The 13,006-nt window shown below is 68.2% G+C and carries 11 protein-coding genes; 10 read left to right on the top strand and 1 reads right to left on the bottom strand.

Annotated features, from left to right (window positions below):
• Nucleotides 1-80 precede the first annotated feature (80 nt).
• The 10 genes from E3T22_RS14955 to E3T22_RS14910 all read left to right on the top strand — a co-directional run bounded on the left by E3T22_RS14955 (nucleotide 81) and on the right by E3T22_RS14910 (nucleotide 11,695).
• Nucleotides 81-599, top strand: a complete 519-nt coding sequence (locus E3T22_RS14955) for a DinB family protein (protein WP_088457787.1) — start codon at nucleotides 81-83, stop codon at nucleotides 597-599.
• A 52-nt stretch (nucleotides 600-651) separates the two neighbouring features.
• Entirely contained in the window at nucleotides 652-1,539 is an 888-nt protein-coding gene (locus E3T22_RS14950; protein ID WP_134408795.1) for a PRD domain-containing protein, read from the top strand.
• A gap of 200 nt (nucleotides 1,540-1,739) precedes the next feature.
• A complete protein-coding gene (locus E3T22_RS14945; RefSeq protein ID WP_134479614.1) occupies nucleotides 1,740-3,593 on the top strand; it encodes a beta-glucoside-specific PTS transporter subunit IIABC in 1,854 nt (617 codons plus the stop codon).
• Nucleotides 3,594-3,692: 99 nt separating this feature from the next.
• Nucleotides 3,693-5,114: a glycoside hydrolase family 1 protein gene (locus E3T22_RS14940; protein ID WP_134479613.1), complete on the top strand. Its 1,422-nt coding sequence runs from the start codon at nucleotides 3,693-3,695 to the stop codon at nucleotides 5,112-5,114.
• An 80-nt stretch (nucleotides 5,115-5,194) separates the two neighbouring features.
• The gene (locus E3T22_RS14935; RefSeq protein ID WP_134479612.1) at nucleotides 5,195-6,052 is read left to right on the top strand and encodes a Cof-type HAD-IIB family hydrolase; all 858 of its coding nucleotides are present in this window, start codon (nucleotides 5,195-5,197) and stop codon (nucleotides 6,050-6,052) included.
• A 38-nt stretch (nucleotides 6,053-6,090) separates the two neighbouring features.
• Nucleotides 6,091-6,948 (top strand): aminoglycoside phosphotransferase family protein, encoded by an 858-nt coding sequence (locus E3T22_RS14930; RefSeq protein WP_134408792.1) that lies wholly within the window; start codon nucleotides 6,091-6,093, stop codon nucleotides 6,946-6,948.
• Between the two features lie 54 nt (nucleotides 6,949-7,002).
• Nucleotides 7,003-8,055, top strand: coding sequence for a sigma-E factor regulatory protein RseB domain-containing protein (locus tag E3T22_RS14925; RefSeq protein ID WP_174776208.1), 1,053 nt, complete (start codon nucleotides 7,003-7,005; stop codon nucleotides 8,053-8,055).
• Nucleotides 8,052-9,077, top strand: coding sequence for an ABC transporter ATP-binding protein (locus E3T22_RS14920; protein ID WP_088454818.1), 1,026 nt, complete (start codon nucleotides 8,052-8,054; stop codon nucleotides 9,075-9,077). The genes E3T22_RS14925 and E3T22_RS14920 overlap by 4 nt, the downstream gene beginning before the upstream one ends.
• A 109-nt stretch (nucleotides 9,078-9,186) precedes the next feature.
• Entirely contained in the window at nucleotides 9,187-9,990 is an 804-nt protein-coding gene (locus tag E3T22_RS14915; protein ID WP_241983702.1) for an ABC transporter permease, read from the top strand.
• 274 nt (nucleotides 9,991-10,264) lie between these two features.
• Entirely contained in the window at nucleotides 10,265-11,695 is a 1,431-nt protein-coding gene (locus tag E3T22_RS14910; RefSeq protein ID WP_240632317.1) for a Mur ligase family protein, read from the top strand.
• Between the two features lie 37 nt (nucleotides 11,696-11,732).
• Here E3T22_RS14910 and hutI read toward each other — a convergent pair whose 3' ends face one another.
• Nucleotides 11,733-12,941, bottom strand: a complete 1,209-nt coding sequence (gene hutI / locus E3T22_RS14905) for an imidazolonepropionase (RefSeq protein WP_134479611.1) — start codon at nucleotides 12,939-12,941, stop codon at nucleotides 11,733-11,735.
• Between the last annotated feature and the right edge of the window lie 65 nt (nucleotides 12,942-13,006).

The following is a 13,006-nucleotide window of genomic DNA, read 5'->3' as shown; positions in this document are numbered from 1 at the left end:
CGGATGCGATTGGCAGTGTCTGCACCATTTGTGGCAGTCAGTTCCCGCAGCCGGCCGGCCGGTTTCCCTAGGCTGTGAAGATGCCGATCACCCCCGACACCAAAGACTGGACCTGGGTGCTCGAGCGCCCCTGCCCCGAGTGCGGATTCTCCGCCGCCGAGCTCCGCTACGACGACGTACCCGATCTTGTGCGCCAGAACGCGGCCGCCTGGGCACCCGTGCTCGACCGACCGGATGTTACGGCGCGGCCCGACGACACCACCTGGTCGGAGCTGGAATACGCGGCCCACGTGCGTGACGTGTTCCGCATCTTCGACCTTCGGCTGGGCCTGATCCGCGCCGAGGACGACCCGCTCTTCGCGAACTGGGACCAGGACGCCACCGCGGTGGCCGAACGCTACAACGAGCAGGATCCGCGGGTCGTGGCGGCGGAACTGGCCGCGGCCGCGGCATCCGTTGCCGACGCCTTTGCTGCCGTGCCGCCCGCCGACCGGCAGCGCACCGGCCGCCGCAGCGACGGCGCCCGCTTCACCGTGACCACGCTGGCCCAGTACTTCCTCCACGACCCGACGCACCACCTGCACGACGTGTCCCGCTGACCGGACGTCAGCGATCCGGTCACTTGAACGGCCGACGCTGTAAACTTCGGCCATGACGACGGACCGCAGCGTGGCGCGCAGCCCGGCCGTTGTGGCGCACAAGGTGCTCAACAACAACGTCGTCATCTCGGTCGACAGCGCCGGCCAGGAACGGGTACTGATGGGGCGGGGGCTGGGATTCCAGCTGCAGCCCACCGACACCATCGACCCGGCGAAGGTCGAGAAGACCTTCATCCTCGAGCAGGGTAGCGGAGCCGATCACGCCCGGCAGCTGCTCGCCTCGGTACCGTACCCGGTTATCGAGGCCGTCACGACCGCCGTCGATGAGGCCGAGCGGATCCTGGGGCGCAGCCTCGGTCGGCGGCTGCCGATGGCCATCATTGACCACGTGCAATACGTGCTCGAGCGTATGCAGAAAGGCATTCGGATCCCGAGCACGGCGATGCCCGAACTGCGCGTGCTGCACCCGCAGGAGTTCGACGCGGCGCTGGCGATGGCACGATCCGTCAGTGCCAGTCTCCAGACCGACCTCCCGGCGGAGGAGGCCGTATTCCTCACGATGCATATTCTCAATGCGACCCGAGACGAGCCCAACGGCACCGCGGCGCTGCTCTTCCGTCGGGTACAGCACGTGGTCACCACGGTCGAGGGCGGCCTCGGCGTGCAGCTGGACGTGGCGAGCCCGGACTACGCGCGGTTCATCCTGCACATCCAATTTCTCCTGCAGCGACTCGTGGCCAAGACGATGCTGCGAGGCTCCGACACGTCGTTCTTCGAGTTCGCCAAACACAGTTATCCGCGCTCGTACGCGATCGCCGCCGACGTCAAGCTGTACGTCAGTGAAGCCACCGGCTCCGAGCTCACCGATGAAGAACTCCTCTACGTGATCGTGCACGTGGAGCGCCTGGCCAACCAGGTTGTGGATGGCGCAGCGCCCTGACGGTGTGCTAGCGTAAGCGTCGCAGGGCGAAGACGACCTGTGGAAGCTCTTCGGATTGTTACTGCGCAAGCAGGCAAAACCTGGACTCTCATCGCATAGCGCGATGTCTGAGTTCAGGTCTTTTTTTTGCCCAAAATCCGAAGTCCCGCTTCCTTGGCACGAAGAAGCCGCGATGCCGCGGCGGAAGGTGAACCAGAACGATGGATTACTCCAAAACCGCTGCTGCGGTTCTCAAGGGCGTGGGCGGCGAAGACAATGTCTCGTCGCTGGTGCATTGCGCCACCCGGCTGCGGTTCGTGATCAAGGACGAATCGAAGATCGACAAGGCCGGCGTGAAGGCGGCCCCGGGCGTCATCGCCACGGCCGAGGCCGGCGGCCAGTACCAGGTCGTCATCGGCAACGAGGTCCCAGAGGTCTTCGCCGAGATCGCGAAGATCTCCAAGCTCGCCGGTCTGTCCGCGAACGAGACGTCCGCCCCGGACGGACCCAAGGGAAACCTTCTCAACCGCTTCATCGCGATGATCTCGGCGATCTTCACCCCGCTGGTATGGGCTCTGGCCGGAACGGGCCTGCTCAAGGCGTTCCTCGCCGCGGCGGTCACCTTCGGCTGGCTCGACAACACGACCACGACGTACGTGATCCTCAATGCGCTGTCGGATGCGTTCATCAATTTCCTGCCGCTCGCACTGGCGATCACGGCGGCAAAGTACTTCAAGGCCGAGCAGTTCACCTCACTCGCGATCGCGGGCGCCTTCGTCTATCCGTCGATCGTCGCCCTCAACGGGGTGCCCGACATAACCTTCTTCGGTATCCCCGTCACAATGGTCAGCTATGTGTCGAGTGTCATCCCGATCATCGTCATCGTCTGGCTGCAGAGCCACGCCGAGCGCTTTCTCTACGCCAAGCTTCCCGCCGCGATCCGCCGGTTCGTCACCCCGATGCTCCTGGTTGTTGTTCTCGTTCCGCTGACCTTCCTCGCCATCGGCCCACTCTCCAACCTGATCAGCGGCGGCCTCGCCGGCGGCATCGGCTGGATTTTCACCGTTCTGCCGTGGCTCGGCGGCGCAATCATGGGCGGTCTGTGGCAGGTTTTTGTAATCTTCGGTTTGCATTGGGGCTTTGTTCCCCTGATGACGGCCGAGTTGCAGAGCACAGGTTTGACCTACCTCCTGGCGCCCCTATTCGCTGCAGTTCTGGCGCAGGCCGCGGCCGTCACCGGTGTCTGGGTTCGCACCAAAGATGCGAACCTGAGGTCCCTCGCGGCCCCCGCCGCGCTGTCTGGCTTCCTGGCCGGTGTCACCGAGCCAGCCATCTACGGCGTGAATCTGCCGCTCAAGCGCCCGTTCCTGTATGGAATCATCGGCGGTGTCATCGGCGGCGGGCTGATTTCGGCGGGCGGTGTGGCCGGCAACGCCTTCGTGCTCCCCTCGGCACTGGGCCTTCCCGCGCTATTCAGCGAGGGAAGCATCGTGATGCTGGTCCTCGGCCTTGCCGTCGCCATCCTGGTGCCGTTCCTCCTCACCGTCATCGTCGGCTTCAAGGATCCGGTCGCTGAGAGCGCCGCCCCGGTGGATGGCACCGACCTTGTCGTCCTCAGCCCGCTGGACGGCACCGCCGTTCCGATCACCGAGGTTCCCGACGCCGTCTTCGCCGGTGGCGCACTCGGCAAGGGTGTTGCGATCATCCCCCGCGTCGGCGCTCTGTACGCCCCGTTCGACGCTCTCGTGGTCGCCGCGTTCCCGACCGGTCACGCGATTGGCCTGCAGCACGCCGACGGCGCTGAAGCGCTGATCCACATCGGCATCAACACGGTCAAGCTCGGCGGCAAGCACTTCTCCCTCAAGGTCGAAAAGGGACAGCAGGTCAAAGCCGGCGACCTCCTGGTGGAGTTCGACATCGCCGCGATCACCGCGGCCGGCTACGACGTGACCACGCCGGTCATCATCACCAACCCGAAGAAGTACCCGACTATCGGCTCGCCCGCATCGGGACCGGTGGCCCACGGTGACGCCCTCTTCCTCGCCATCGCCGAAGCAGAACTAGCCACCGCCTAACAAGCACACCCAGCACGTCTCGGCGGAGGATCGGCCCGGCCGCTCCTCCGCCCCGTGCACTGCACCACATCTGCACTGCGCAATAGAAGGAGCACACGAATGACTGATTCAACAACGTTTCCCGCTGATTTCCTCTGGGGCGGCGCCACTGCCGCGAACCAGATCGAAGGCGCATACAACGAGGGCGGCAAGGGCCTGTCGATCCAGGACGTCATGCCCCAGGGCATCACTACGCCGCGTACTGACGGCCCCACCGACGACAACCTCAAGCAGGTGGCCATCGACTTCTACCACCGCTACGCCGAAGACATCGCCCTGTTCGCCGAGATGGGCTTCAAGACCTTCCGCTTCTCCATCGCCTGGAGCCGGATCTTCCCGCTCGGCGACGAGGCCGAGCCCAACGAAGAGGGCCTCGCGTTCTACGAGCGGGTTCTCGACGAGTGCGAGAAGCACGGCATCGAGCCGCTGGTGACCATCTCGCACTACGAGACGCCGCTCCACCTCACCGACACCTACGACGGCTGGGTCAACCGCGAGCTGATCGGCTTTTACGAGCGCTACGCCCGCGTGCTCTTCGCCCGCTACGGTGCCCGGGTGAAGTACTGGCTCACGTTCAACGAGATCAACTCCGTGCTGCACGCCCCGCTTCTCTCTGGCGGTATCAACACACCCAAGGGCCAGCTCACCAAAACCGACCTGTACCAGGCCGTGCACAACGAGCTGGTTGCCAGCGCGCTGGCTACCAAGGCCGCCCGCGAGCTCGCCCCGAACGCCCAGGTCGGCTGCATGATCCTCGCAATGCCGGTGTACCCGCTGTCGCCGTCTCCCGATGACATGATGGCGTCACTCACCACCGAGCGCACCAACCTCGCGTTCGGCGACATCCACGTGCGCGGCGAATACCCGGGCTACTACCTGCGGAGCCTGCGCGACCAGGGCGTCGACCTTGTCATCACCGACGACGACCGCGCTGTCCTCAAAGAGAACACCGTCGACTTCGTCTCGTTCAGCTACTACGTGAGTGTGGCCGAGACGGCCGACGAATCGCAGCGGGTCGTGGGGGAGGGCAACATTTTCCCCGGCGTGCGCAACCCGACGCTGAAGGCATCCGAGTGGGGCTGGCAGATCGACCCCGTGGGCCTGCGCATCGTGCTCAACCAGTTCTGGGACCGCTGGCAGAAGCCGCTGTTCATCGTGGAGAACGGCCTGGGTGCCAAGGACGAACTCGTCGAGGTCGACGGCCGCAAGACCGTCATCGACGACTACCGCATCGCCTACCTGAACGACCACCTCGTGCAGGTCGGTGAGGCGCTCACCGATGGCGTGGAGGTGATGGGCTTCACACCCTGGGGCTGCATCGACCTCGTCAGCGCCAGCACGGCACAGATGAGCAAGCGCTACGGGTTCATCTACGTCGACCGCTACGACGACGGCAGCGGCACCCTGGATAGGTACAAGAAGAAGTCGTTCGACTGGTACGCCGAGGTCATCGAGTCGAACGGTGCCAGCCTCACCCGCTAGCGTCGATGTATAGGTATTAACCCTTGGGTGGTCTTCCGGACCCGGTTCGGCCCGGGAGACCGCCTCGTTTGGAGCTCCACATGATTTCCCCGCGCATCGCCTTTCTCGACGTGGACGGCACCCTCATCGACTCGGGCGAAGTGATCGCCCCGTCCACCATCGAGGCGGTGCGGACCGCCAGGGCCAACGGGCACCTGGTCTACCTGAGCACCGGGCGGGCGTCGGTGGAGATCTACGCGGCGATCCGCGACATCGGCTTCGACGGTGCCATCACCGCCGGTGGCGGTTTCGCCGAGATCGGCGACGAGCTCGTGATCTCCCGCACGATGCCCGAGGATGCGGTCGCCCGGATGGTCGGCTTCTATGAGGAGTCGGGGTACGACTTCTACCTGCAGTCCTACGACGAGCTCTTCCCGAGCCCCGGGGTCCGGGGGCGGTTCGCGGCGTACCTCGACGACGACAGCGAGCGAAAGGGTGAAACCCGTACTGACCTGGCCTCCGTGACCGACGCCGACGAGCACCCCGCGCTGAGGGCATTCGCCGACGTACGACCGCTTCGTTACACCGGCATCGCGAAGTCCGTGTTCCTCGCCGCCGACCTCACGGCCTTCGACAGGGTGTCGGAAGCGCTCAGCGGCGACTTCCACGTGATCACCGGCACCATCCCGCACATGGGTAGGGGCAGCGGCGAGGTCACCCTTGACGGGGTGAACAAGGGCACGACCCTCCTGCAGCTGCTCGACAGGCTCGGCATCGACGCGGCATCCGCCATCGGCATCGGCGACAGCACCAACGACATCGAGATGCTGCAGGTCTGCGGCGTCGGCATCGCCATGGGCAACGCCACCGACACGGTCAAGGCGCACGCCGACGAGGTCACCACCTCGGTCCTCGACGACGGCGTCTGGAACGCGTTCCGCCGCCACGGCCTGATCTGAGTGCTGCTCGCCCCGGGTTGCGCGGGTAGCCTGAGCGGATGAACGAGCCCTCGGCCGAGATGCGCGCGCGGCTGACCGCGTGGGGTGTGACGCCCGTGGGGACGGGGTTCTCGACACCGTCGAGCGAGCTCATGCCCGGTACCCGCGGGGGTGAAGCCGTGATGCTCAAGATCGCGCTGGTGGAGGAGGAAGCTCGGGGTGCCACCCTCCTCGAGTGGTGGGGCGGGCATGGAGCCGCGCGGGTGTTGGCGCGGACCGACCGGGCGACGCTGATGGTGCGAGCGACCGGTTCTCGCGATCTGACGGTCATGGCGGCGGCGGGTCAGGATGCGGCAGCGACAGCCGTCCTCGTGCAGACCGCGCTGACCTTGCACGAGCACACACCGCCCTCCTCCAGCGAGGTGCCTCTCGTCGCCCTCCGCGACTGGTTCCAGGTCCTGCTCACCACCCGGTCCGACGACCCGGTGCTGCAGCGGGCGGCCGAACGGGCCGAACGGCTGCTGGCCACGACCTCGCCGGCGGATGTTGCGGTGCTGCACGGCGACATCCACCACGGCAACGTGCTCGACTTCGGCGACCGCTGGGCGGTGATCGATCCGAAGGGCCTGATCGGGCATCGCGCCTTCGACTTCGCCAACATCCTCTGCAACCCGACAGAGACGGCCGCGCTCGACAATCTCGCGGCGCGGCTGAACACCATCAGCCGCCAGGCGAGCATCGACCCGGTGACGCTAGCGGAGTGGACCATCGCCTGGTGCGGTCTGTCCCTGGCCTGGGCGCTGGGCGACGCCATTCCCACCTGGCATGCCCGAACCGCCCGCGCCGTGGCGGAACTCCTGTTGGAAAGCCTGAACGACGGGTATAAGTCGAGTGGAACTTTCAGCATCGGAGCGTAGTGTCGGGGATACGCATTGCGCAGTTCTATGTGGTGACACTGGAGGTCTTCTGTCATGTCCCGAACCTGGTTGAAGTGGATGCCCGCCGTCGCGGTTCCCACCGTGATCGTCGCGGGGGTCCTCGCGGTTCCGTTGCAGGCCGGCGCGGCCGTTGACCTGCCGGACAAGACCCCGCAGGACGTGCTCGAACTGGCGGCCGGCAGCACCGTCGACACCTTCTCCGGCACCATCGAGCAGACCTCGGAACTCGGACTGCCCGAGATCCCCAGCACCGGGGACGCCGCCACCGCCGACTTCGCCGACGCCCTCGACCTGCTCACCGGCAGTCACACCGTGCGGGTCTACCAGAACGGCCCCGACCAGAGCCGGGTACAGGTGCAGGACACCATGTCCGAGCGCAACCTGATTCAGAACGGCGCCGACCTCTGGCTCTACGACTCCGCCGACAACACCGCCGCGCACACGACCCTGCCGGCCGACACGGGTGACCGGTCGGCGCCGGGTAACACGCCGAGCGAGATGGCCGACACGTTCCTCGCCGAGGTGGCGCCAAGCACCGAGATGACCCTGGGTGAGAACACCGAGGTGGCCGGTCGCACCGCGTACGAGCTGGTGCTCACCCCGAACACCGACGACACCCTGGTGGGATCCGTCTCGATCGCTGTCGACTCCGAGACCGGGCTGCCGCTGCGCGTGCAGGTCGAGGCGCAGGAGGCAGCGGAGCCCGTGATCAGCGTGGCCTTCACCTCGCTCAGCTTCGACGCCCCGCCCGCCGACCTGTTCGTCTTCACCGCGCCGGCCGGAGCCACGGTCACCGAGGAGACCCTGCCCGCCAAGGACGCGGCCGGCCACCCCGAGGGTGAGACCAGCGGCGTGACCGTCACGGGCTCCGGCTGGGACGCCGTCGTGTCTGTGCCGGCCGGCGCGGATGCCGCGGCCATGGCCGAACTCACCGCCTCACCCCTGTACAGCCAGCTCACCGACGCCGTTGACGGCGGCCGGGCCCTGAGCACCACCCTCATGAGCGTGCTGATCACGGACGACGGCCGGGTCTTCGCCGGTTCCGTCCCTGTGGAGCGGCTGCAGGCCGCCGCAGCCCAGGAGTGACCATCGCCGCCCGGGCCGGCGACCTGGCCATCGAGACCCGGGCTCTTACCAAGCGGTTCGGCCGCCAGATCGCCGTGGACGCCATCGACCTTGCCGTGCCGATGGGCTCGGTGTTCGGCTTCCTCGGCCCGAACGGGTCGGGCAAGACCACCAGTATCCGGGTGATGCTCGGTCTCGCCGCGGCCACCAGCGGCGAGGTCAGCCTGCTCGGTGAGTCGATGCCGGGCCGCCTGGCCAGGGTGCTGCCGCAGGTGGGCGCCCTGGTGGAGGGCCCCGCGTTCTACCCGTTCCTCTCCGGCGCCGCCAACCTGCGCCGGCTCGACTCCGCCGACCGCGCCGCGCCCGGCCGCAGCCGCCGGGCCCGGGTGGACCGCGCGCTGGACCGGGTGGGCTTGTCGAACGCGGCGGGCAAGAAGGTGTCGGCGTACTCGCTGGGTATGAAGCAGCGCCTGGGCATCGCCAACGCCCTGCTGATGCCGCGCCGACTGCTCGTGCTGGACGAACCGACCAACGGACTCGACCCGCAGGGCACCCGCGAGGTGCGCGCCCTGGTGCGATCCCTGGCCGGCGAGGGGACCACGGTCTTCGTGTCCAGCCATCTGCTCGCCGAGGTGGAGCACATGTGCACGCACGCGGCCATCATGAGCGCCGGACGCCTGGTGTCCCAGGGCACCCTCGACGAGCTGCGCGCCGGTGCAGCCAGGGTGCGGGTGCGAACCCCGGATGCCGCGGCGGCGATCCGGGTGCTGGCCGCCGCCGGACTGGTGGCCGAGCTGGAGTCCCCGCCGGACGAGCGCGGCGCCGAGAGTTTCTCCTCCGCCGGCGGTTCCTCGAACCGGCCCGCCGACCACTGGGTGAGCGCCCCCCTCGAGGTGCCCGCAGGCGGACACCTCGCAGAGGAAGACCTCGTCGCGGCGCTCGTCGCCGGCGGGGTGCGGGTGCGTGGCTTCCACCTGCAGGACACCAGCCTCGAGGACCGCTTCGTGGCTCTCACCGGAGAGGGGTTCGACGTTGTCCGATAAGACGGTGTCCCATAAGACGGTGTCCGATAGGTCGGTGTCCGACAGAACGTCGCCAGAGAGTGGGCCAGCGGCATCCTCGGCGACGGCTCGACCCGGCGGCGCCTGGGCGCTGCTGGTCTCCGAACTGACGGTGCTCTTCCGCCGCCGCCGCACCTGGGCGCTGCTGCTCGCGTTGGCCGCGGTGCCGGTGCTCATCGCCGTCGCCGTGCGGCTCTCCTCGCAGGAGCCGACCCCCGGCCGCGGTCCGCCGTTCCTCGACCAGGTCACCCAGAACGGCCTGTTCGTCGCCGTGACCGGACTCATCGTGTCGATCCCGCTGTTCCTGCCGCTCACCGTGGGCGTCGTCGCGGGCGACACCATCGCTGGCGAGGCCGGCCTGGGCACCCTGCGCTACCTGCTCGCGGCCCCGGCCGGACGGGTCTGGTTGCTCGTGGTGAAGTACATCGGCGCCGCGGTGTTCTGCCTCGCGGCAACGCTCACCGTCGTCACCGCCGGGGTGCTCGCCGGGCTGGCACTGTTCCCGGTCGGCCCGCTGACCCTGCTCTCCGGAGATACCATCAGCCTGGCCGAGTCATTCCTGCGGGCCCTACTCATCGCCGGCTACGTCACGGTCTCACTGCTCGGCCTCTCGGCCATCGGGCTGTTCCTCTCCACCCTCACCGTGGTGCCCGTCGGGGCGATGGCCGCCACCATCGTGCTCTCGGTCCTGGCGCAAGTGCTCGACTCTCTGCCGCAACTGGACTGGCTGCATCCGTGGCTGTTCAGCCACTACTGGCTCGACTTCGCCGACCTGCTGCGGCAACCGATCGATTTCACCTCGTTCGGCGCCAACGCGTTGCTGCAGGGCGGCTATCTGCTGGTCTTCGGGGCGCTCGCCTACGGCCGATTCGCCACCAAGGACATCCTGAGCTGAGGTCGCGGGGCAACCCGAGACGGGCCCGCGCTGCGCCGCTTTCTATGCAATTGACATGAGTGTGCCAGAACGGGCCGCTATCGCAGGTCCCTTGCAGAACGGGAGCCTACGGTAATATTCTGCCCTCATTCGGGGGGTGAATCCGGAGGCACCTGTTTTGGCAATCGAAAGTACCCCACCCGTCGTTAGACCGAGCAGCCCGCCGCGGGTTCGCTTGGCGGATGTTGCCGTTCGGGCCGACACCTCGTGCGCCCCGGCCGACGCGGGCACAATCGTGACGGGCATCGCCCTCTCCACCCAGTCGGTGCAGCCGGGCGACCTTTTTGTGGCCCTGCCCGGCAAGAACGGCCACGGCGCCGCGTACACCGACGGCGCGGTGCAGGCCGGCGCGGTCGCCGTGCTCACCGATGCAGACGGCGAGGCCGAGGCGCGTGCCGCCGGCGTGCCCGTTCTCGTGAGCGACAACCTGCGCGGTCGCCTGGGCGACCTCAGCGCCTTCATCTACGGCACCGCCGACAGCGCCCCCACGATCTTCGGCATCACCGGAACCAACGGCAAGACCACCACCGCCTACGTGCTCGAGGCCGTGCTGCGCCAGATGGGCCTGGTCACCGGCCTGTCCACCACGGCCGAACGCCACATCGCGGGCGAGGTCTTCGTCTCCAGGCTCACCACCCCAGAGGCCACCGACGTGCACGCTCTCCTCGCCCGCATGAAGGAAAAGCAGGTGGAGGCCGTGGTGCTCGAAGTCAGCGCCCAGGGCCTGACCCACGGCAGGGTCGACGGCATCGTCTTCGACGTCGCCGGCTTCACCAACCTCTCGATCGACCACCTCGACGACTACGGCACCATGGAGAACTACTTCGACGCCAAGGAGCTTCTGTTCCGGCCGGACCGCGCCCGCAGAGGCGTCGTGAGCATGGAGACCCCCTGGGGCCTCAAGCTGCTGTCCGAGCCGAAGATCCCGGTGACCTCGATCTCGGCGGATGCCAAGACCGACCCGGATTGGCGCCTGGAGATCCTCGAGGCCCTGCCGGAGGCCACCCGGTTCCGGGTGCAGAACCGGGCCGGCGAGTTCGTCGAAACGACGGTCGCGCTGCTGGGCGACCACCTCGTCGCGGACGCCGGGCTGGCCGTGGCGATGATCGTCGAGGCCGGCTACGACGCCGCCCGGGTACAGGCGGCGCTGCAGGACGGCATCGAGGTGTACATCCCCGGCCGCACCGAGAGCGTGTCCGGTCCGACCGGCCCGCGCGTCTACGTGGACTTCGGCCACAGCTCCGACGCGTTCGAGAAGACCCTGCGTGCGGTCAAGGCCGTCACCACGGGCCGGGTCATCATGCTCTTCGGCGCCGACGGCGACCGGGACCCGGTCAAGCGCCCCGAAATGGCGCGCGTCGCGGCGGCCGGCTCCGACATCGTGGTCATCACCGACCATCACCCCCGCTTCGAAGACCCGGCCAGCATCCGACGGATGCTCGTGGACGCCGCCAGGGAAGCCTTCCCCACCAAGCAGATCGTGGAGGTCTCACCGCCGGAGGCCGCGATCGACTACGCGGTCGACCTGGCCAGGGACGGCGATGCCATCCTCTGGGCCGGACCCGGCCACCAGGACTACCGCGATATTCGAGGAGTGCGCACACCGTACTCGGCGCGCGCGTTGGCCCGGGAGGCCCTCGCCCGGCACGGCTGGCCGGTCTCCTAACTCGCGAACTGTGACTTAATCACCAAGACTCCCGGTTTCAGGTGCTCAAGTCGCGGCTTACGCGGGGGTGGGCGCGCACACCCTCGGTCCAGGTGGCGACGCAGAGCGGTACCCCCGGCCGGTAGGCCAGATGTGCCACCGACGGGGCATCCAGCACCTGCAGATCGGCGCGGCCGCCGATGCGGAGCGAGCCCACGGCATCCGGCCCGTGCTCACGGCCGACCGCCCGCGCCGCGCCGCGGGTGGCCGCCCACACCGCCTCGCGCACGGTCAGGCCCATCTGCAGCACCGCCGTGGCCACGCAGAACGGCATCGACGTGGTGTACGAGGTGCCCGGGTTGCAGTTGCTGGCCAGTGCGATGTGCGCGCCCGCATCGAGCAGCCGTCGGGCGGGCGGGAACGGCTGCCGGGTGGACAGGTCGCAGGCCGGAAGCAGGGTGGCCACGGTGTCGGAGCCGGCCAGGGCGTCGATGTCGGCGTCGTCGAGGTGGTTGCAGTGGTCCACGCTGGCGCAGCCGAGCTCCACGGCGAGCCGCACGCCACCGCCGGCGCCGAGCTGGTTGCCGTGCAGGCGGAGGCCCAACCCGGCGGCCCGGCCGGCGAGCAGCACCTCGCGGCACTCGTCGACGTCGAACGCCCCGGTCTCGCAGAACGCGTCGATGAAGTCGACGTGCGGGGCCACCGCCTGAACCATCGGACCGGTCACCAGGTCGAGGTAGTCGCGCCGATCGATGCCCGGCGGCACGAGGTGGGCGCCGAGGAAGGTGACGACGTCGGCGACCTCGGCCGCCGCCCTGGCCCCGCGGAGTTCGCTGGCCAGGTCGAGGCCGTAGCCGGTCTTGGTCTCCAGGAAGGTGGTGCCCGAGGCAGCGGCCTCCCGGCGGAGGCGGCGGGCATTGGCGACCAGATCGGCCTCGCTCGCCGCCCGGGTGGCGGCCACCGTGGTGGCAATGCCGCCGGCTGCATATCTCTGCCCGGCCATGCGGGCCTCGAACTCGGCAGCCCGGTCACCGGCGAAAACCAGGTGGGTGTGGGTGTCGACCCAACCGGGGAGCACCGCCCGGCCGTGCACATTCACCTCGCTGTCGGCGGCGGGCGCGTCGGCGGCCGGCCCGATCCAGGCGATCCGGCCGTTCTCGATCACGAGCGCGGCATCCGCCAGCCTGTTGTCGTCATGACTGTCTTGGCTGGACTCGGCGGCTTGGGTGGTGAGCTCTGCGATCCCGGTGATCAGTTCGGCGGTCATCGTCGGGCCTTCCGGTCGGGTGTAGAACGGTGGGAGTCGGGTCGGGCTGAGCGAGGCGGGATTTC

Origin of the sequence: Cryobacterium sp. TMB3-10 (assembly GCF_004402305.1) — a bacterium.
GTDB lineage: Bacteria > Actinomycetota > Actinomycetes > Actinomycetales > Microbacteriaceae > Cryobacterium > Cryobacterium zongtaii.
This window is presented reverse-complemented; position numbering and strand designations above follow the sequence as displayed.

What these genes read in the sequence shown, in the direction of transcription:
- E3T22_RS14955 (WP_088457787.1), top strand. Translation starts at nt 81, where the DNA reads ATGCCGATCACCCCCGACACCAAAGACTGGACCTGGGTGCTCGAGCGC.
- E3T22_RS14950 (WP_134408795.1), top strand. Translation starts at nt 652, where the DNA reads ATGACGACGGACCGCAGCGTGGCGCGCAGCCCGGCCGTTGTGGCGCAC.
- E3T22_RS14945 (WP_134479614.1), top strand. Translation starts at nt 1,740, where the DNA reads ATGGATTACTCCAAAACCGCTGCTGCGGTTCTCAAGGGCGTGGGCGGC.
- E3T22_RS14940 (WP_134479613.1), top strand. Translation starts at nt 3,693, where the DNA reads ATGACTGATTCAACAACGTTTCCCGCTGATTTCCTCTGGGGCGGCGCC.
- E3T22_RS14935 (WP_134479612.1), top strand. Translation starts at nt 5,195, where the DNA reads ATGATTTCCCCGCGCATCGCCTTTCTCGACGTGGACGGCACCCTCATC.
- E3T22_RS14930 (WP_134408792.1), top strand. Translation starts at nt 6,091, where the DNA reads ATGAACGAGCCCTCGGCCGAGATGCGCGCGCGGCTGACCGCGTGGGGT.
- E3T22_RS14925 (WP_174776208.1), top strand. Translation starts at nt 7,003, where the DNA reads ATGTCCCGAACCTGGTTGAAGTGGATGCCCGCCGTCGCGGTTCCCACC.
- hutI (WP_134479611.1), bottom strand. Translation starts at nt 12,941, where the DNA reads ATGACCGCCGAACTGATCACCGGGATCGCAGAGCTCACCACCCAAGCC.